We start from the raw sequence: 20,045 nt of genomic DNA on the forward strand, positions 1-20,045 counted from the left end.
GGTTCACCAACCTTTTTCAGATTCCGAGTTGTACAGGATGCGGGAGCGAACGTCAGCGATTAAGTATAGCGATCCGGACACAACACCCAGGTCATCATCTCCGGTCAGCTGCTGCAGCTTTTCAAGCGCTGCCCGCCAATCCGGTTCCACGATGAGCTCAAAAGTATGCGATTCGGACCGTTCGCTGCGAATCAGGTCAGCAAGCGAGCCGGCCTCACATTTGTTGCGGAAATCAGGCTCGGTCACGATAAGCGTATCCACTATTGGCAGTATATGCTTTATGACATCGCTATGATTCTTATTCTCCAGCATGCCCATCATTAGATGTAAACGATCATAGCGGTAAGTCGTTTGCAAAGCCGAGGCGAGCGTTTCCGCTCCTTCGGGATTATGGGCCCCATCAAGCAAAATACGCGGCGTACGGGACACCATTTCGAGACGTCCAGGCCATGCAGCAAGACGAAGTCCTTCTTCAAGCGCCTCATCGTCGACGATTAGCGCATAATACTGGCGCAGCACCTCAAGCGTCATGACTGCCACGGCTGCGTTAGTCATTTGATGAGCACCGTTAAGCGAGATCGTCAGCTTCTCAATCGGACGGAAAAGTCCTTCAAAGCTGAAGCTTTGCTCATCCTCTTGAACAGACAGGCTGCCAAACTTAAACTGCTCACCCAGCAAATAGAGCGTGCTTTTCTTGTCCGCCGCCGTTTGCTTTAACACTTCAATAAGTTCAGGCTGCGTAACTGCGCTGACGACAGGAACGCCGGCTTTAATAATTCCGGCTTTCTCTTTGGCTACTTCAGTCAGCGTACCGCCAAGACGATCCATATGGTCATGACCGATATTGGTGATGACGGAAATGACCGGCGTTACGATATTCGTGACGTCCAGACGGCCGCCAAGTCCTGTCTCCCATACAACGTAATCCGGAAACTTAACCTTCGCGTAAAAGAGAAGCGCAATCGAGGTCGCTACTTCAAACATCGTCGGCGAACCGAGTTCCGTTGCCGAAATCTCTTCGACAAACGGCTTTAACTCATTCGCAAGCGCAAGCAGCGTCTCTTCTTCGATATCTTCGCCATTGTATTGGAACCGGTTCGTAAACTTTGTGATATAAGGAGAAGTAAACGTTCCAACGTCATAACCGCTTTTTATTAAAATGCTTGTCAGGAAAGCGCATGTAGAGCCCTTGCCGTTCGTACCTGCAATATGAATGAATTTCAGCCGGCGCTGCGGATTGCCCGCGAGCTCCAGCAGCTTGGCAATCCGCTCCAGACCGGGACGGATTCCGAACGGGATCAGCCCGTTAATCCAATCGACAGCCTCGGCATAGGTGCGGAGCTGAGCGCCCTGCACCTCTTGTGTATGGTTATCGTTCATGGTTATCTTTCCTTCTTCCATCTCGATTCATGAAACGCCAGCGCTTAAATTAGCCGCGCAGTTCCGCTATTCTAGCCACCACTTTACTGCGTTTATCGGCGTAATCTGCCATTTTTGCCCGCTCTTCCTCAATAACCTTAGCCGGCGCTTTCGCTACGAAGCCTTCGTTACCGAGCTTCTTCTCGATGCGCTCCACTTCGTTGTTCAGCGTAGCAAGCTCTTTCTCCAGACGAGCGATTTCTTGCGAAATATCCAGCAAGCCCGCAAGCGGCAAGTACAGCTCCGCTCCTGTTACAATTGCCGTCATCGCTTTGTCCGGTGCTGCCAGGGACAGTCCGATTTCCAGCTTGGACGTGCCGCAGAAGCGGACGATAAATTCTTCATTGCGCTGCAGCAGCGCTTCTGTTGCCGCATCCGACGGCTTGATCAGCAGCTCAATCTTTTTGCTCATCGGCACATTCACTTCCGCGCGAACGTTGCGTACGGAACGGATAAGATCCATCAGCAGCTCCATCTCCTTCACAGCTTCAGGAGCTTCGAGCCCAGCTTCATATACCGGCCATGGAGCGATTGTGATCGACTCGCCCTCATGCGGCAGATGCTGCCAAATCTCTTCACTGATGAACGGCATGAACGGATGAATCAGACGCTGCGTCCGGTCAAGCACATAAGCGAGTACCGATTGCGTAGCGCGCTTCGTCGCTTCATCGCTGCCATACAGATTAAGCTTGGCGAACTCAATGTACCAGTCGCAAAGATCATCCCAGATGAAATTGTACAGCACACGGCCGGTTTCGCCGAACTCGTAGCCGTCGATGAGACGGGTAACTTCACGCACTGTCTCGTTCAGACGGTGAAGGATCCAGCGATCCGCTGTACCCAGCTCTACATGGATATTGATATCCTCGGCTTGGAAGCCCTCCAGGTTCATTAACGCAAACCGCGATGCGTTCCAAATTTTGTTGGCAAAGTTGCGGGCTTGCTCCACCTTCTCCCAACGGAAACGCAAGTCCTGGCCCGGCGTACTGCCTGTTGAGATCATAAAGCGCATCGCATCAGCGCCATATTTCTCGATCACCTCGAGCGGATCAACGCCATTCCCGAGCGACTTGGACATTTTGCGGCCTTCGGAATCTCGAACGAGACCGTGCATCAATACATCCTTGAACGGAATTTGATCCGTAAACTCCAGCCCCGTAAAGATCATGCGGGAAACCCAGAAGTAGATGATGTCATAGCCCGTTACAAGCACATTAGTCGGGTAGAAGCGTTTGTAGTCTTCCGTTTGCTCCGGCCAGCCAAGCGTCGAGAACGGCCAAAGTCCGGAACTGAACCACGTATCCAGAACATCATTGTCCTGAGACAGATCAGAGCTTCCGCAAGACGGACAAGCGGTAATATCTTCGCGCGCCACGTGCATTTCGCCGCAAGCACCGCAATACCAGGCCGGAATACGGTGGCCCCACCACAGCTGGCGGGAAATACACCAGTCGCGTACATTTTCGATCCAATGCAAATACGTTTTTTCGAAGCGGTCAGGTACGAAGTGAACCCCTTCATCCGACTTCTGAACTTCAATAGCACGGTCAGCCAGCGGCTTCATCGCAACGAACCATTGCGTGGACAGGTACGGCTCAATAACCGCTCCGCTCCGCTCGCTATGGCCGACCTGATGCACATGATCCTCGATGCGAATGCAGACGCCTTGCTCCTGCAAGTCCTTCACAAGCTGCTTGCGGCACTCGAAACGATCCATGCCGGCGTAAGGTCCTGCTTCTTCGTTCATGACACCTGTTTCATCCATCACGATAATTTGCGGCAGGTCATGGCGCAGACCTACTTCAAAGTCATTCGGGTCATGGGCAGGCGTAATCTTCACCGCACCCGAACCGAATTCTTTTTCCGCATAAGCATCGGCAATAATCGGAATCTCACGGCCCGTAATCGGCAGTACGATCAACTCCCCGATCAGATCGGCATAGCGCTCATCCTCAGGATTAACAGCAACTGCGCTATCGCCCAGCATCGTCTCTGGACGCGTCGTCGCTACCGTAATAAAGCCCTTGCCGTTTTTGAGCGGGTATTGCAGATGATACAGATGGCCGTTCAGCTCTTTATATTCAACCTCAATATCTGACAACGCCGTACGAGCGGCCGGATCCCAGTTAATGATTTTTTTGCCCCGGTAAATAAGGCCTTTCTCGTAAAAGCTTACAAATACCTCGCGAACCGCTTGGGACAATCCTTCATCAAGCGTAAACCGTTCGCGGGAGTAATCGAGCGACAGACCCATCTTCGCCCATTGATCCCGGATCGTATTGGCATACTGGTCCTTCCATTCCCATACCTTCTCCAGGAAAGCTTCCCGTCCCAGATCATAGCGGGTAATGCCTTGCTCGCGAAGCTTCTGCTCTACTTTCGTTTGCGTGGCAATGCCCGCATGGTCCGTACCCGGAAGCCAAAGCGCATCATAGCCTTGCATCCGTTTGGTACGAATGAGAATATCCTGCAGCGTAAAGTCAAGCGCATGACCAATATGAAGCATACCCGTTACGTTCGGCGGGGGAATGACAATCGTATACGGCTCCGCGTCAGGACGGTTGCCCGCTTTGAAAAATTGTCCCTGCTTCCAAAAGTCATACCACTTTTGCTCAGCGGTTTTCGGATCGTAGGTCGTCGGCATTGCCGGCGTCGTTTGGTTGTCGGCCATTAATTTCCATCCTCCTAATTATAAAGGCTTTGCCAGGCAAAGCCGGCTTAACAGACTGAATCATAAGCGGTGGTCCCGGACAAGCAAACATACGAAAAAAACCTTCCGCCCTTATAGCAAAGGACGAAAGGTTTAGCTTCCGTGGTACCACCTTTGTTCCGTGCAAAACTGCACACGGCACTCGAACAGATAACGGCTGTGGCCGGCTTGAATTGACGGTAGCAATCTTACATAGCTTCCCGGGTCCTTCAAGCAACTCCAGGGCGACTGGTAGCAGTAACTTCCTACGGAACCTCTCAGCGCTACGGCTCCGCTCTCTGATGGCTTGGCTGCTAGCTCTTCCCCTTCAACGTCGATAAAGATAGATATACAATATTCTACCCGAATCGACTATAGAAAGTCAATGTTCGCAGCCTTTATTTCGTGTTCACTTTCGGAGTTATTCTCTTAGTGACCGCCCATCATCATCTGCATTTCCGGTTTCTCCGCACCTTCCGCATCCGAACGCTTCGGCTTCGTCAAGAGGAAGCCGAACAATACGCCGGCTACGCCGATGCAAGTCAGAATGAGGAACGTATCACCGTAAGCCGATGACATGACATCCAGCGGGTTCGTGCTAGCTGCCGCATAGTGTACGCTGCGGCGGGCAAGAATGGTAGCCAGGCCCGCTACTGCGAATGATGTCATAACCTGTTGAGCAGCGCCTGTCAAGGAAGTGACGCGGCTTACCAGTTCTGGAGGCGCAGATTGAATAATATGCGTGTTCAGCGGCATCATCGACAAACCCATGCCTGCGCCAAGCAGAATCAGCGGCACCATAAAGGAGCCAACGCCAGCAGTAGCGGAGATGTTCGAGAGCAGGAACGCTCCAATTGTTACGAAAGCAAGGCCGGTAATAACAAGCGGTCTTGCGCCGATCTTATCAAACAGCCTGCCGCCAATCGGCATGCAAATGGCTGCAGCAAGCGCCTGCGGCAGCAGGATCAAGCCTGTTTCTAGCGCCGAGTAGCCTTTAGCCGTTTGCAAGAACAACGGGAACAGGAACAAGGTGCCGAACAGGGCAATCTGCGAAACCCACTGTACGATAACGCCACGGGAGAAGTTCCCGGATTTGAATACTCGAAGCTCCAGCAGCGGCTGTTTGCGGCTCAGTTCTACAATAATGAAAATAATGAGCGATACGCCGCCGACGATCAAGCCTGTCAGCGTCTTGGCGGAGCCCCAGTCGGTGCCACCCTCGCTGACGCCATATGCCAGACCGGCAAAGGCAAGCGGTGCAAAAATCATGCCTAGAATATCAAGCTGCGGCACCGATTGACGTTGAATGACCGGCAGCGTCCGGATGCCGATAATTACGGCTACAACGCCGATCGGCAGGTTGATCAGGAAAATCCAGTGCCAGCTTACATACTCGACAAGCCAGCCGGACAAAACCGGACCAAGAGCCGGAGCCAGCAGCATCGGAATCCCGATCATCCCCATTACCGCACCTTGCTTGCCCGGAGGGCTGAGACGGTAAGTGAAGGCCATTGCGATTGGAGCGACCATACCGCCCCCAAGACCTTGAATAATACGGTATACGATCAATTGTTCAGCGGTAGTCGCCAATGCGCAAAGCGCAGAGCCGATTGTAAACAAAATGACAGACACTAGAAAAATTTGCTTGGCGCCGAAACGATCGGACAGCCAGCCTGCTAATGGAATAACGGCAGATTGAGCCAAGGCATAGCCGGTAACGGTCCATTGCACGAGTGTAAAGGATGCGCCGTTGAAGTCCTCGCTCAGTTTGGGAAGTGCGACATTCATCGCCGTCCCGTCCAGGATGACCATGAACATCCCAACTATAATGGCGAGCAATGGCGCGATAATCGAGCGAATTGACAGGTTCGCGCTGTTTGTTGTTGCTGACATGCTTCTCTTCTCCTCCCAAATGCTTTGTCTCACAGGCTTACGCCCTGCGGCAAAGTTCTTATATCTATAAGCGCATGCCTTGACCTCTCCCCCGCTGCAACTATACAATGAAGGTATCGAGAGACAAGATTGCTTATGTTTGCGGACAATTGTCCGCTGTTCGATATTACCGGACAATTGTCCGCATGTCAATATACGAATACGCTATTCAATCATTAAATAATTATTAACACACTCATTTTGTTGAAAAGGAGGGTTTGCCCGTGCCTGCAGCCGGAAAGAAAAAGGGCTCATTGGAAGTTAGCACAACGATCCTTCATACTGCAAAGCTGCTATTTGCCGAACATGGGGTAGAATCAGTCAGCATGCATCAAGTCGCCAAAGCTGCCAATATCGGACAAGGGACGCTTTATCGCCGTTACGCCAATAAATCGGATCTGTGCATGGACTTGATGAAAGACAATTTCTCTACATTTGCCGCGAGCATTGACAAGCTGCTTCACGACAAAAAAGATTCGTCTGTGCAGGAGCGTTTCAATTTGACCGTCCATCATTTAATCCGATATCTTGACGAGCAATTTGACTGGATTAGCGTGATCCACATTCCGAGGCATTGCGAACCTGATCAAGCGACATTTTTCAACTCGCCTCCGTATCAGTTTTTATATCGCACTTATGAATCGCTTTTGCTGGAAGCGCATGAGAAGCAGGAGCTGATTGAACTGGATATTGAGTTTACAACTCATATGCTGATCACCAGCTTTCCTCCGGAATCCTTTATGTATATGAAAAAAGTCAAAGGCTATTCAACGGATAAAATAGCCGCTAGTTTTTGCCAAATATCCATTGATCCGCTCTTTTTGTCTAAATAATAACGTCTGCCTTCTCTCTTAATTACAAGGAGACGGCAGACGTTTTCGTTCATTTTACATATAAAGCTTGTTTACAGCTTTGGCGCTTTCGACCAGTCGGCAGCGAATTTTTCCATGCCTTGATCTGTCAATGGATGTTTGGTCAACTGCTCGATGACACTGAACGGAATGGTCGCAATATGTGCACCTGCCATTGCGACGCGGGTCACATGATCCGGGTGGCGAACCGATGCGGCAATGATTTGCGCTTCTAAATTGTGTACGCGGAACAGCTCGGCAATTTTGGATACTAGCAGCACACCGTCTTCCGAAATATCGTCCAGACGGCCCAGGAACGGTGATACATACGTTGCACCAGCGCGTGCCGCAAGGAGTGCTTGGTTAACGGTAAAGATAAGTGTAATATTCGTTTTGACCCCTTTACTGGTCAGATATCGGCAGGCCTCCAATCCCGCTAGTGTCATCGGAAGCTTGATTGTAATTTTGCTGTCTCCGCCGTTGATTTTAATCAACTCATCAGCCTCTGCCATCATCTCCTCCGCCGACAGTGCGTTTGGCGTTACTTCTGCGGATACTGATTCCACTTCCGGCACTAGCTGTAATATCTCTGCGATGCGATCCTCGAATTTGACTCCCTCTTTCGCTACAAGCGAAGGATTCGTCGTTACCCCCGACAATACACCGATTCCATAAGCCTTCTGGATATCTCCGATATTTGCGGTATCGATAAAAAATTTCAAAATCATTCCTCCGTCACTCGTTTTATCGTTCGTTCCTATAATAAGCTTCTCCCATAAGACGGCTCGGCATCCCGCCGCTTGTCTTTCATACAACTGAAAAAAGGGCTTGCCCGCAACGCGGACAAACCCTTTTTTAAATAGCCTGGATTATGGAATGTACAATAGCTGTCCTTCAGCAACCGCAGATTCGTTCAAGCCGTTGTACAATAATATTTCGCGAGGATTCATGCTGTATCTGACGGCGATTGACTCTAAAGTCTCGTCCCGTTGAACGATGCAGACGCGGATTTTACGGAATTCCCGTTCATCGCTTTGCTTGCCCAGGAATAATGTTTTCCACTCGATCTCGTCGCCGGACTGAATAGACTTGGAAGATTCAACTGCCTGCTGTGCCGCTACCTGCTCCGCAGCCTCCCGTGCAGCCTGCTCCCGTTTGCTCGTTTGCAGCAGCGTCAGCAATCCGACATTAGCAGCCTGCTCCGGATCCGTCCCCGGCTGCTTGCTCCCAAAACCGATTCGCAGCTCCTGCTTCTCCGCCTCTTCTGCGTTCTTCTGCTCTCCTGCGGCAAACCATTGCTCATCCCGTTCTTCCTGTTCCCAAGCAGCGGGCTCGCTCTCCTCTTCTGAGGCAAAGTCTGCATCCGCTTGAGCACTACTAAATGCATGCTCCTCACCTGACTGCTGCTCTGATGCGTAAGTAACTGCGCGCTCCTCGGAAAAAGGCGAGCCAAGCGCAGGTGACTGCGGCAAAGGCTGCTGTTGCGGCGGGGACTGAGGCTGCGACTGGGGCTCAAACCATTGCGCAGCCGACCAACCGGAGTCTCGCGGAGATGCAGAGATCGTAACTGCAGCTTCGCTGTCTTCCTCCCGCTCTTCGTAATCCGGCTCGTCAGCATCCTCTTGATCGTCCTCGAAATCTTCATCGTCGTCATTCTCTTCCGAGCTTGAGCCATAAATCTCCTGCTGAGCTTGCAGCCTCGCCTGAAGCACCTGCTCATCGAAATCAGCCGTTTCCCGCTCATGAACGACAGTAATCGGCTCCTCCCGCCAAGCTTCCTCAGCTTCCGGCAGCGGTTCAACCAGAATGCCCCGCAGCGACAGAACACCTGTAATGTTAAGCGTTCTTGAGCTAAGCAGGTCAACGTCGAAGTTGTCGATCTCCACGGAAATTTCGTCAAGACGTGATATCCGATTCAATGGCAGCGTAATTTCCACAGGAATCCAATGCTCCAGCGTTTGCAGCAAGGAAGCCTCTGCCTGTCCTCTGTAGACACCGGTCAAGAGCAGCTGTCCCTTCAGAACCGCGTGGTCGTCCTGCTCAATGACTTGAATGCGGGGAACGAGCTCAATTTCCTCCAGCTCTTCAATCGCTGCTACTTCATCCGGTAAATGAATGCGTTCATAGACGTCAAAACGCAATCCCTTTGATTGATCTGTCACGCTTTGTCCTCCCTCCCTAATCTGAATGCTTGGGCTACTATATACATTCCCTATTATTTATATGGCAGGATTGGGAGGAGCATGACTATCATTTTGTACGGGAGCCCAGCTTGTCGCGCAGCGTCTCCAGCCAAGCCGGAGATGGCGCCTTTGCTTCAATGGACAAGCCGGTCCATGGATGAGGGAATAACAATCGTTCACCGTGGAGCGCTTGGTGCGGCAGCAGCATGCCATCCCCTCCATAAAGCCGGTCTCCAACTAACGGATGACCGATATGGCTCATATGGACCCGAATTTGATGCGTACGGCCTGTCTCCAACTGGAGACGAACAACAGAAGCATTGCCTATTGTCTCTACTAGTTCGTAATGGGTGACCGCCTGCTCACCGTTTGGCGATACCCTCCGGCGTGCAGTATGACGGTCTTTGCCAATAGGCGCATTAACTGTCCCAGACTGGAAAGCCAGACGGCCATGGACGATGGCGATATAGCGCCGATCGATCCGCTTTGCCCGCATCGCTTCATCCAGCACCCATTGAGCCAAATCATTTTTCGAATAAAGCACCGGCCCTGACGTATCATCATCAAGCCGGTGAATATGGCGGACGGGCAGAAGATCGCTCTTCGCCAGCATGTGCAGGGCCACTGCCTCGTCCAGCGTACCGCTCTGGCCCGGATGGGATTCATGGACGGGCATGCCGACCGGCTTCAAGAATACCGCGCAGAAATCATCCTCATAGAGCAGCTCAGGAACCAGCGTCCCCTGCGATCCAGAGCGGTTGGCTGCGGCTTTTTGGTAGAGCGGATCGGCAGACCCCTTGGCAGCAGCGGGAAACGCAAGAAGCTTCAGCGATTCTCCTTCCCACTGTATACCGCCTACCGAGAACAGCCGATTGATCCATTTAGCAGGAAAAGGCGCGTAATCAATCAGCCATTGGCGCATTGCATGGGTGCTCATCCTTGCTTCAGGCGTTTCCACATTAGCTGCTGCAGCAAGACTGGACAGTCCTTCGCCATCTAGCACGAGCCATTCCTTGTCTCTCCGATATGCAAGTACAGACTTCATAGGCAAATTTGCCTCCTTCCAGAAAAAAGCCAGCGGTTGAACGTGCTTACGTCCTGCCGCTGGCTGTATTTGAGTAATTATTAAAGACGGCTGAAAGCCGTGTCATGAGCAGCAATCGTCGCATCGATATCATCGTCCGAATGGACGCCTGAGACGAACATTCCCTCGAATTGCGAAGGCGCAATGCTGACTCCAAGCTCCAGCATGGCTGCAAAATAAGCTTTGAAGCGCTCCATATCCGATGTTTTGGCCGTATCGAAGTTAATGACAACTTTGTCGGTGAAAAACGGACATACCATCGAGCCTACACGGTTAATTGTAGTCGCAATGCCGTGTTTCGCCGCGTTCTTCTCGAACCCGCGCTGAAGACGTACCGCTTGACGCTCCAGCAATTCATAGCGTTCAGGAGTCATTAGCTTCAACGTTGTATAGCCAGCCGCCATAGCAAGCGGATTGCCAGACAGCGTTCCTGCCTGATAGATCGGACCGCTTGGCGCGATCATTTCCATGATGTGGCGTTTACCGCCATAAGCGCCGACCGGTAATCCGCCGCCGATCACTTTGCCGAAGCAGGTCAAATCCGGGATAATACCGAACAGCCCTTGCGCGCATTGATAGTGAACCCGGAATCCGGTCATCACCTCGTCGAAAATAAGCAGGCTGCCATACTGCTCTGTAATATCGCGCAGTCCCTGCAGGAAGCCCGGCAGCGGCGGAACAACACCCATATTTCCGGCCACCGGTTCAACGATAATACAAGCGATTTGCTCGCCGAATTTCTCGAATGCAACTTTTACCGAATCAAGATCATTGTAAGGAACCGTAATCGTTTGGGAGGCTACGCCTTCCGGCACGCCAGGACTATCTGGCAAGCCGAGTGTCGCCACGCCAGAACCCGCTTTAATGAGCAAGCTGTCTGCATGGCCGTGGTACGAGCCTTCGAATTTCAAAATCATGCTTCGTTTCGTATAGCCGCGGGCTAGCCGCAGCGCACTCATTGTCGCCTCTGTGCCGGAATTGACCATGCGGACGATATCGACCGAAGGCACTCGTTCGCATACGAGCTCAGCCATCAGCGTCTCCAGCTCAGTTGGCGCGCCGAAGCTTGTCCCTTTCTCGGCTGTACGTTTGATCGCTTCAACGACCTCCGGATGGGCATGCCCCATAATAAGCGGCCCCCATGAGCCAACGTAATCAATATAGCTATTGCCGTCAATGTCATAAACGCGGCTGCCTTCTCCCCGCTCCATATAGACCGGAGTAAGCCCAACCGATTTGAATGCCCGAACCGGACTGTTTACGCCGCCGGGAAGCACTTTTTTCGCCCGTTCGAACGCTTCTCTAGAACGGGTATCCTGTCTTCTGCCGATTGAATTAAGGTCGCTCATCGATTATTCCTCTCCTCTCAGCCAGCGTGAAGCATCCTTCGCGTGGTAAGTGATAATCATATCTGCGCCCGCGCGCTTCATTCCAGTTAACGTCTCCAGCACGACGCTTTTCTCATCGATCCATCCGTTAGCCGACGCTGCTTTAACCATGGAATACTCTCCGCTTACGTTGTAGGCCACAACGGGCAGATCAAAGCTATCCTTAAGCTGTCTAACGATGTCGAGATAGGCAAGAGCAGGCTTAACCATCAGCATGTCAGCGCCTTCTACGACGTCGGATTCCGCTTCGCGAAGCGCCTCGCGTGAATTGGCAGGGTCCATCTGATACGTCTTACGGTCGCCGAATTGCGGTGTGGAATGAGCAGCCTCGCGGAACGGGCCGTAAAAGGACGACGCATATTTAACGGAGTAGGATAGGATCGGAATATGCGTAAAGCCAGCTTCATCCAAGCCGTCGCGGATCGCAGCTACAAAGCCGTCCATCATGTTGGAAGGCGCGATGACGTCAGCCCCTGCTTCCGCTTGAGATACTGCTGTCCGTACGAGCAGTGCAAGCGATGCATCGTTGTCTACGACAGCCGTTCCGGTCGCTTCGTGCACATGCACAACGCCGCAGTGGCCATGATCAGTAAATTGGCACAAGCAAGTGTCCGCCATAATGATCAGTTCAGGCGCCCAACCCTTAATAGCACGCGTCGCTTCCTGAACGATGCCGTTCGGATCGTAAGCAGAAGAGCCCTCTGCATCCTTATGGTCCGGAACGCCAAACAGCATGATCGCTTGAATGCCCAGCGAGACGATATCGCGAATCTCCGCCTCCAAGAGATCCATCGACAGATGATAAACGCCTGGCATTGATGTGATCTCTTCGCGGATATTGGTGCCATAGGTTACGAAAATCGGATAAATAAAATCATTTGCAGTCAATACCGTTTCCCGCACGAGGTTGCGCATGGCCCCCGATTGGCGCAGTCTGCGATGTCGAACGATAGGAAATGCCATAATTATTCCTCCTCCTGATTCCTTGCCTTATATCGTATAGGATGCGTCGTTTACTGCACCCTTAGAATAGATGATAATGATATCGTTACACGAGCTTGCTTGCCTGATGCTGAGTCATCGCCTCAACCAATGAAGCGATCGTCGCCTCTTCCGGCTCAATCGTTACTTGCAGACCCGCAGCCGCAGCCGTCTGGGACGTCAACGGACCGATAGAGGCAATCTCAACGCCAGAGAGGGCAGCAACCGGATCATCAATGCCGTTACGCCGTAATATTTCCAGCAGATTTGTGACCGTAGAAGAGCTTGTGAATGCGACAACATGAATTTGCCGCTCACGAATCCACTCCAGTGCTTGATCGTCCTGTGTATCGGCCAAAGCCGTCTCATATACATCAGCTTGAACAGCCTGTACTCCGCGGGCTTCCAGCTCTCGGGGCAATACTTCACGAGCCAGATCACCACGCGGCAGCAACGCAATCTGGCCTGGCGCAAGCTTGTCCTCCAATTGCTCCAGCAAGCCTTCTGCCTGAAACTTGGCCGGCAGCTCCTCTACCGCGAGTCCCCGATCGGCAAGCGCCTCTGCTGTTTTTGGGCCAACAGCAGTAATTCGGGCTTTGTTGAACCGGCGAATGTCGATGCCAAATCGGCGCAGCCAGCGGAAAAAGTAATCAACGCCGTTAACACTTGTGAAGCAGATCCAGTCGTAACGTTCTGCTTGCTCCAATGCATCCCGAAGGGCTTGTACCGTCGACGGCTCTGAAGGCTCGCGAATTTCAATGACCGGATATTCACAAGGCTCGCCGCCCAGCTCCTCAATCCAATCTGCCAGCTCACTTGCTTGCGATCTCGCCCGGGTGACCAGAACGCGTACGCCAAACAGCGGCTTTCGTTCATACCATTGCAGCTTCTCACGCTGCAGCACGACATCACCGACGACAATGACGGCTGGCGGCTGAAAGTTCGCTTCCTTCACAATACGTTCGATCGATTCCAGCGTACCGACGATCGTCCGCTGCTCCACACGCGTACCCCACCGGATCAAGGCGACTGGCGTATCGGCTTTTTTGCCATGCCGGATTAACTGTTCGGCGATGTAGCCGATCTTGGCAACGCCCATTAGAAAAATAAGCGTGCCTGTTGCATTCGTCACTTTATCCCAGTGAATCGACTTATCCAGCTTATCTGGGCTTTCATGCCCCGTAACGATAGACAGGGAGGAAGCAAGGTCGCGATGCGTAACCGGAATACCCGCATAGGCAGGTACTGCTATCGCAGAGGTAATGCCCGGCACAATTTCAAACACAATGCCGTTAGCTCTTAGCAGCTCCGCTTCTTCTCCAACCCGGCCAAAAATCGTCGGGTCGCCGCCTTTCAGCCTCGTTACATTTTTGCCTTGCAGCGCCAAATCAACGAGCAGCTGATTTATTTCCTCCTGCTTCATCGTGTGACGGTCGGGGAGTTTGCCAACATAAATTTTTTCCGCACCGGGCTTTAAGTGCCGCAGCAAGCGCGGACTAGCCAGCCGGTCATAGACGACGACATCGCTGCGCTTCAAGCATTCCAATCCGCGCACCGTAATCAGCTTGGGATCACCCGGTCCTGCCCCGACCAGGTAGACGATCCCTTTATCTCGTTCATCCGCTAAAGCCTTTACTTCCCCATACCCCATCTGCTATCCCTCGATTTCCGCCAAAATCCGGTCTGCGCCTCTTGCCGAGAGCGCTGCCGCAACATCCCGGCCTAATTGCTCGGGATCGCTGCCCCGCAGCATTTCTTTCAATAGCACGGAGCCGTCCGGCGTGCCCACTATTCCCGTAAGCTCCAGCTCCAAGGCTGCCGAATCCCCGCTCATCTGCCGTACTGTCGCATAAGCGCCGATCGGAATCTGGCAGCCGCCGTTCAAAGCGCCAAGAAAGCTCCGCTCCGCCCTAACTGCCAGCGAAGTCTCCTCGTCATTGTAGATCGACAACAGCTCACGAACAGCAGAATCGTCTACACGGCATTCAATACCAAGAGCACCTTGTCCGACAGCTGGAACGGATACATCCACTGGAATTGTTGCCGATATCCGGTCTTCCCAGCCCATTCGTGTCATGCCTGCGGTTGCCAAGACGATCGCATCGAACCCTTCCGTCTCCAGCTTGCGGATACGAGAGTCTATGTTGCCGCGCACAGATTCGATTTGAAGATCGGGTCTAGCATTCTTCAACTGGCAGGAGCGGCGAAGACTGCTCGTGCCGACTCTTGCTCCCTTCGGTAAATCATCGAGAGACGAGCCGTCCTTCATAATGAGACAATCTCGCGGATCGACCCGCTTCGGAACCGCTCCATTCATTAGTCCTTCCTGCAGCTCGTAAGGCATATCCTTCATGCTATGAACAGCAAGATCAATGTCGCCATCCAGGAGAGCTTGCTCGATTTCTTTGACGAAGAGTCCTTTTCCGCCGACCTTGGAGAGCGTCACATCGAGAATGCGGTCGCCTTTCGTAACGATTTTTCGAATTTCGAAGGAATAACCAAGACCGTGTTTATCACTAATACGCTTGAGTGCATCGATCACTTGACCACTCTGCGTCAGCGCAAGCGCGCTTTGCCTTGTCCCTACTACGATCGTGCGCTGTCCGTTATTTGCCGTTTCCATTATGTAATCCCTCCGTTATCAACTTCTGAAGCCGTTCCAGCCAAGCATCCATATCTTCATCGCCTTCATACACGCGAGGCGCTTCTGCCGCTGCGAGCCGCAGCAGCTCATGTCTTTCATGCTGATCTTCCACAGCCTTCTTGACCCATTCTCTCAACCTGCGAAGCCTTTGAACGGCGGCTTCATATTCATCTCCATAGGCCTGCTCCAGCTCGCCTTTTATTCTTGCAGCAAGCGCAGGACTTGCGCCGCTTGCCGATACCGCAAGCAATAAATCGCCTCGTCGGACGACAGCCGGACTGGCAAAGTCAGAGCCGGCCGCATCATCGGCAATGTTCACCCATGCCCCGGCACGTCTGCCATCCTCAGCGGCGGCTTGATTCAACAGGACATCATCCGTTGCGGCAAATAGCAGACGCGCACCTCTGGCGTCCTCAGCTTGATAAGACCTTGCAAGCACTTGAATAACGCCTTCATTGGCAAAGGCTTGCAGACGCGGCGTCAAGACCGGGCTAACTAGCACGACGCCATCGGCACCCGCATCCAGCAGCGCTGACGTCTTCCGTTCTGCAATACGTCCGCCGCCTACGATTACAACTTTCTCTCCGCGAAGCTGAAGCATCACTGAGTACATGGCAAGCTCCCTCTATCTATGTCGACAAGCATTTACTTTGTGCTTTAATGAAAAGCGGATATAAAGTTGGACAATAAATTAAGAATAAGGACGAAAAAAGCTAACACATGCAGCCGGGCAAGCTGAGTGCCCGGCCGATCCAGCATCGCGCGCTGAACGACGTAAAAGATATACATGACGAGTGCAGCGAATGATGAGACAACCTTCCAGTCCAGCAGCAGAGAAGTCTGGCCTTCGATCAACAGCAGCGTCACCGCTACAGACAATGACATCGCAAGCAGCGGCACTCCGATAATTATCGCACGGTCGGAATAACGCTCAATCGTATCCAGGCTTGGAAACCGCCGCACATATTTCGACCATCGCTTGTCCTTCAACTGCTGATGAAGGAACAGGTACATGCCAGCAAAAATCGCTCCCACTGTAAGCGCCGCATATGCGCATAGGATCAGGCTGATATGAACGAACAGCAGCTCGCGCATCGTCGAGGACAAGGCCATGCGTGACTCTTCTCCAGGGCGGCTGTACATATTGAGAGCCAATACGGCAAAACCAACGATATTGACTAAAAAGACGATAAACTCGATTTTGAAAAACCGGCTAATAACGAGCGATATCGTGACAAGCAGCCATGAAAATCCTAACCAGTATTCAAAGGTAGAGATGGACGTCATCTCAAGATGGGTCAAAAATTCGAATAACAAGAAAGACAGTTTGCAATATCCATACAAAAATAAGGAGCCCTGTTCCGATCCGTTTCGCTCTCCGGTTCGCGTCCATGAAATCGGAGAAGTAAAACAAAAGGCTCAGGGCGTACATATAAAGTATCGTGTCATACAGCCAATTTTGCGTTCCCATAAGCGCCTCCACGCTGCGCTCCCTAAAGTGCGGAGCGCTCTACCTAGTGACGGACGCCAGCGATGGCGCAGCCCCGCGTACAGGCGCTTTGTTCTTCAGCGCTTCGGCCGCGGCTATCGTATCGTTCGCCGCTTGAAGCTCCGCTTGCTTCTGTGCAAGCTGCTCCTCCAGCGCAAATATTTTCACGAACATGTCCATCGCTTCGTCCGCATGTTTCTCTCCGGCCATCTCTTTAATCCGTAAGATCGGATCCTGCATCATTTGATTGACAATGCTTTTAGTCAGCTTGCCGATGACCTTCAGCTCATGCTCATCAAGGTCAGGCAGTTTATTGCGCATGCTTGCCATCGTATCTTCATGAATATCGGCGGCTTTCGTCTGAAGGGCGCGGATGAGCGGAACGACGCCAAGCGTACGGTACCATTGGGCAAAAATTTCAAGTTCCGCTTCAATCATCGTTTCGATCTTAGCTGCTTCCGCACGGCGATGCTCCAAGTTACTCTCCACGATGCCCTCCAAGTCGTCGATATCGTATAGAAATACATTTTCGACTGCAGCGATCGCCGGATCTAAATCCCGAGGCACCGCAATATCGATCATGAACAGCGGCTTCGACTTGCGCCGTTTCATAGCAGCAGCTACTGTAGCTCTATCCAGCACATAGCCTTCAGCTCCAGTAGAGCTGATTACGATATCCGCCTCATGCAGCTTCGCAGCGGCCTCCTCCATGGAATAGGGAACGCCATTGAACTTGTCCGCCAATTGGGCCGCCCGCTCATAGGTACGGTTGACAACGATAACTTGATTAGCGCCGTTGGCGTATAGATGCTTCGCCGTCAGCTCGCCCGTCTCGCCAGCTCCGATAATCATAACCGTCTTCTTATTAAACTGTCCGAAAATTCGTTTGCCCAGTTCCACAGCAGCGTAGCTTACGGACACAGCCGATTCACCAATTGTGGTAACCGAGTGGGCTTTCTTTGCCATCGTAATCGATTGCTTGAACAGCATATTAAAGAGCGTACCTGTCGTTTTCTCTTGCTGAGCAAGCGCAAATGCGTCCTTTACCTGACCAAGAATTTGTGTCTCGCCGATCACCATGGAGTCCAGCCCGCTCGTCACTCGGAATAAGTGCTCAATCGCCTTATCATCTTCATACATATAGAGATGGTTCGTGAACTGCTGTCTCGGCAGCTTGAACCATTGCTCCATAAAGCTGCGGATATAATGGCCGCATAAATGATGGCGATCGACTACTGCATACAGCTCGGTACGGTTGCAGGTCGCCACAATGACACATTCCATAATGCTGCTAGTCTGGTTAAGCTGCTTCAATGCTTGCTGCATTTCTTTTTCCGCGATTGCGAATCTCTCCCTTACTTCCACGGGAGCCGTCCGATAGTTCAATCCGACTACGATAATGTGCATGCGCGATCACCTGCCTTTCTTTTATATATCATACGAATAATAAGCAATTTTCATTAACACATCGTTTGTCAATCGTAATTATAGCATAGTTCGACAACCATATTGGGTTCATTTATGAATAATGTTTGAAAAACTGATTCTCATTATTCCCATTTCACACAAAGAAATAACCATGGACGATTCTCCGCCCCGTAAGGCGCAGAATCGTCTATGGTTATTTGATATCAATCATTGCGAGCTATTAGACAAGCTCGGTTTGTTTCATTGCCGGTTCTTCGACTTGCAATTCACCCATGCCGCGAACAAGCTTCTTGGCATGCGTCTTTGTTGGTTTCAGCACTGCAATCATATAATCAATCGCCAGCTGCGGATCCACGGTTTCACCACAGGTGTAACAATCAAGAGCGGCAAATCCTCTCTCAGGATACGTGTGAATGGAGAGATGACTCTCCGACAGCAGTACGAGTACCGTTGCGCCTTGAGGTTCAAATTGCTTCGATTGCACAGACATTACGGTAGCGCCGCATGCATCAGCAGCCTCCACCATTTGTGCTTGCAAAAATTCAGCGTTGTTCAGCAGATCAAAATCTACACCCCAAGCATCAACAGCAACGTGTCTTCCGAAAGTTGAATATTCCATCTTCCGGTTCCCCCTTCCTAGGAATAAAATGTTTAAAAAATTTCATCCGCTAGGACCTACGTCATTCACTTCCCGAGGGTATAAGCTCTCGCATCATCTGAGTGAATCCTGGTTCCTATTTTGACTAGAACAGTGTTTTCAACGAGATTAAAAATAACATCTATCAGGCGGAAATGCAACTCCTTTTTTGGATAAGGATTGATTTGGATAATGCCGCCCCGATGCCCGTTTATAACGTATGAAAACCGGCTCTGATCTGTACCCGTATCCGTTATTAGCCAGCCATTAAATTTTTAGTATCATCCGGGCTGTATACCGAGATATGATCGACTTTCTTCGTCGATGCCGGGATAACAAATTTCAGCTGATATTGCTTGTTTACGTTATAGGTGTAAATGTGATCATCACCGTTAACTGTCGTCTCATCCGCTTTACCAAGGGCGGATTCGATATTTTTCAGCGTGAGGCTGTGCAAGTCCTTGGAATAGGATCTGACGTCGAACACGACCATGCCTTTGTTATATCCGAATGTGATGCCCCGTTTCTTATACTCGGCATACATGCCTTTACCCACGAAGTCATTGTGGTCAGCCTTGCCCCATTCTTTCTCAATATCGTCATAAAGCGAGGTATGAGCCGCGTAGCTGCAGCCCGGCACTTTCCCTTCCTTCGCTAATTCGAAAATCTTGCCGACCGCGAGCTTGGACTCGTCTTTTCCGCCATTGGCCTGACCGCTTTGCGGTTTGCTAGTTGGCTTGCTTCCCGTGTGAACACCGTTCCCGCCGTTATTCGTATTGCTGCTGTTGTTAGCAGGAGGTGAAGTCACCTGTGTGACTGGCGGCTGAGTTGCGGAGTCGCCCGGTGCGTTCGTTGGCTGATTTCCCCCGCTGCCCGTACCGTTATTACCGCTGCAAGCCGACAAGGCTAACGCCAATACGGCGGTACCTCCAATAACCGCTAATTTTCTTGTATAGTTCCGAACCTGTTTGTCCATTTGCTGCATCTCCTTTAGTTCTAAGTTGTCTTTGCTTCACCGGCAGCTTGACACTGTCATGAGAATGGACTGCTTTTTCGCGCAAAAGGTTGCAGTGCCCCTTAATATAATATTGTCCACATCGTGGAAAATGAATCAGGGAGACTGCGCCGCGGCCATAAAAAAAGAGCCGCATCCTATGCGGCCCTTCTCTTCATTCCTATTAGGCTTCCAGCACAAACAGCTTGCGCGTCTGCTCCTGCAGCCGCTCGTCGATCGCGGCGATCTGCACCGGATCACTAGCCTGGTTACGCAAGTCAAGAAGCTCATTAATGGCGTTCTGAACCATCTCGATATCCCGCTCG

16 protein-coding genes are annotated in these 20,045 nt (G+C 51.7%); 1 reads left to right on the forward strand and 15 read right to left on the reverse strand.

Annotation, left to right across the window (positions count from 1 at the left end; all coding sequences use genetic code 11):
- Positions 1–3: 3 nt before the first annotated feature.
- The 3 genes from TY10_RS14680 to TY10_RS14690 all read right to left on the reverse strand — a co-directional run bounded on the left by TY10_RS14680 (position 4) and on the right by TY10_RS14690 (position 6,001).
- Positions 4–1,380, reverse strand: coding sequence for a bifunctional folylpolyglutamate synthase/dihydrofolate synthase (locus TY10_RS14680; RefSeq protein ID WP_042164760.1), 1,377 nt, complete (start codon positions 1,378–1,380; stop codon positions 4–6).
- A gap of 49 nt (positions 1,381–1,429) precedes the next feature.
- Positions 1,430–4,090 carry a valine--tRNA ligase gene (locus tag TY10_RS14685; RefSeq protein ID WP_042164761.1) on the reverse strand — a complete coding sequence of 887 codons (2,661 nt, stop codon included), beginning with the start codon at positions 4,088–4,090 and terminating at the stop codon, positions 1,430–1,432.
- A 447-nt stretch (positions 4,091–4,537) separates the two neighbouring features.
- Entirely contained in the window at positions 4,538–6,001 is a 1,464-nt protein-coding gene (locus TY10_RS14690; protein WP_042164764.1) for an MDR family MFS transporter, read from the reverse strand.
- Between the two features lie 263 nt (positions 6,002–6,264).
- Between TY10_RS14690 and TY10_RS14695 the strand changes: the two genes are divergently transcribed.
- Complete coding sequence (locus tag TY10_RS14695) at positions 6,265–6,873, forward strand: TetR/AcrR family transcriptional regulator (protein ID WP_042164766.1); 609 nt, start codon at positions 6,265–6,267, stop codon at positions 6,871–6,873.
- Positions 6,874–6,944: 71 nt separating this feature from the next.
- Here the strand turns inward: TY10_RS14695 and fsa are convergent, their stop codons facing one another.
- The 12 genes from fsa to TY10_RS14755 form a co-directional block, all read right to left on the reverse strand.
- Positions 6,945–7,613 carry a fructose-6-phosphate aldolase gene (gene fsa, locus TY10_RS14700; RefSeq protein WP_042164875.1) on the reverse strand — a complete coding sequence of 223 codons (669 nt, stop codon included), beginning with the start codon at positions 7,611–7,613 and terminating at the stop codon, positions 6,945–6,947.
- A gap of 147 nt (positions 7,614–7,760) precedes the next feature.
- Complete coding sequence (locus TY10_RS14705) at positions 7,761–9,053, reverse strand: LysM peptidoglycan-binding domain-containing protein (protein ID WP_042164768.1); 1,293 nt, start codon at positions 9,051–9,053, stop codon at positions 7,761–7,763.
- A gap of 88 nt (positions 9,054–9,141) precedes the next feature.
- Positions 9,142–10,119 carry an RluA family pseudouridine synthase gene (locus TY10_RS14710; protein WP_042164769.1) on the reverse strand — a complete coding sequence of 326 codons (978 nt, stop codon included), beginning with the start codon at positions 10,117–10,119 and terminating at the stop codon, positions 9,142–9,144.
- A gap of 80 nt (positions 10,120–10,199) precedes the next feature.
- The gene (gene hemL / locus TY10_RS14715; protein WP_042164771.1) at positions 10,200–11,507 is read right to left on the reverse strand and encodes a glutamate-1-semialdehyde 2,1-aminomutase; all 1,308 of its coding nucleotides are present in this window, start codon (positions 11,505–11,507) and stop codon (positions 10,200–10,202) included.
- Positions 11,508–11,510: 3 nt separating this feature from the next.
- Positions 11,511–12,509 carry a porphobilinogen synthase gene (gene hemB / locus TY10_RS14720; protein WP_042164773.1) on the reverse strand — a complete coding sequence of 333 codons (999 nt, stop codon included), beginning with the start codon at positions 12,507–12,509 and terminating at the stop codon, positions 11,511–11,513.
- Between the two features lie 85 nt (positions 12,510–12,594).
- Complete coding sequence (gene cobA, locus TY10_RS14725; RefSeq protein WP_042164775.1) at positions 12,595–14,178, reverse strand: uroporphyrinogen-III C-methyltransferase; 1,584 nt, start codon at positions 14,176–14,178, stop codon at positions 12,595–12,597.
- A gap of 3 nt (positions 14,179–14,181) precedes the next feature.
- The gene (gene hemC, locus TY10_RS14730) at positions 14,182–15,150 is read right to left on the reverse strand and encodes a hydroxymethylbilane synthase (RefSeq protein ID WP_042164777.1); all 969 of its coding nucleotides are present in this window, start codon (positions 15,148–15,150) and stop codon (positions 14,182–14,184) included.
- Entirely contained in the window at positions 15,134–15,784 is a 651-nt protein-coding gene (locus tag TY10_RS14735) for a precorrin-2 dehydrogenase/sirohydrochlorin ferrochelatase family protein (RefSeq protein ID WP_042164779.1), read from the reverse strand. Before TY10_RS14735 ends, hemC begins: the two co-directional genes overlap by 17 nt.
- Positions 15,785–15,828: 44 nt before the next feature.
- The gene (gene ccsA / locus TY10_RS14740) at positions 15,829–16,488 is read right to left on the reverse strand and encodes a cytochrome c biogenesis protein CcsA (protein ID WP_337588363.1); all 660 of its coding nucleotides are present in this window, start codon (positions 16,486–16,488) and stop codon (positions 15,829–15,831) included.
- Between the two features lie 193 nt (positions 16,489–16,681).
- Positions 16,682–18,067: a glutamyl-tRNA reductase gene (gene hemA, locus TY10_RS14745; RefSeq protein ID WP_042164781.1), complete on the reverse strand. Its 1,386-nt coding sequence runs from the start codon at positions 18,065–18,067 to the stop codon at positions 16,682–16,684.
- Positions 18,068–18,308: 241 nt separating this feature from the next.
- A complete protein-coding gene (gene speD / locus TY10_RS14750) occupies positions 18,309–18,707 on the reverse strand; it encodes an adenosylmethionine decarboxylase (protein WP_042164783.1) in 399 nt (132 codons plus the stop codon).
- 274 nt (positions 18,708–18,981) lie between these two features.
- Positions 18,982–19,701, reverse strand: coding sequence for a YjgB family protein (locus tag TY10_RS14755; RefSeq protein WP_042164786.1), 720 nt, complete (start codon positions 19,699–19,701; stop codon positions 18,982–18,984).
- Positions 19,702–20,045 lie beyond the last annotated feature (344 nt).

Source organism: Paenibacillus gorillae (assembly GCF_000513275.1).
In the GTDB taxonomy this organism is placed as follows: domain Bacteria; phylum Bacillota; class Bacilli; order Paenibacillales; family Paenibacillaceae; genus Pristimantibacillus; species Pristimantibacillus gorillae.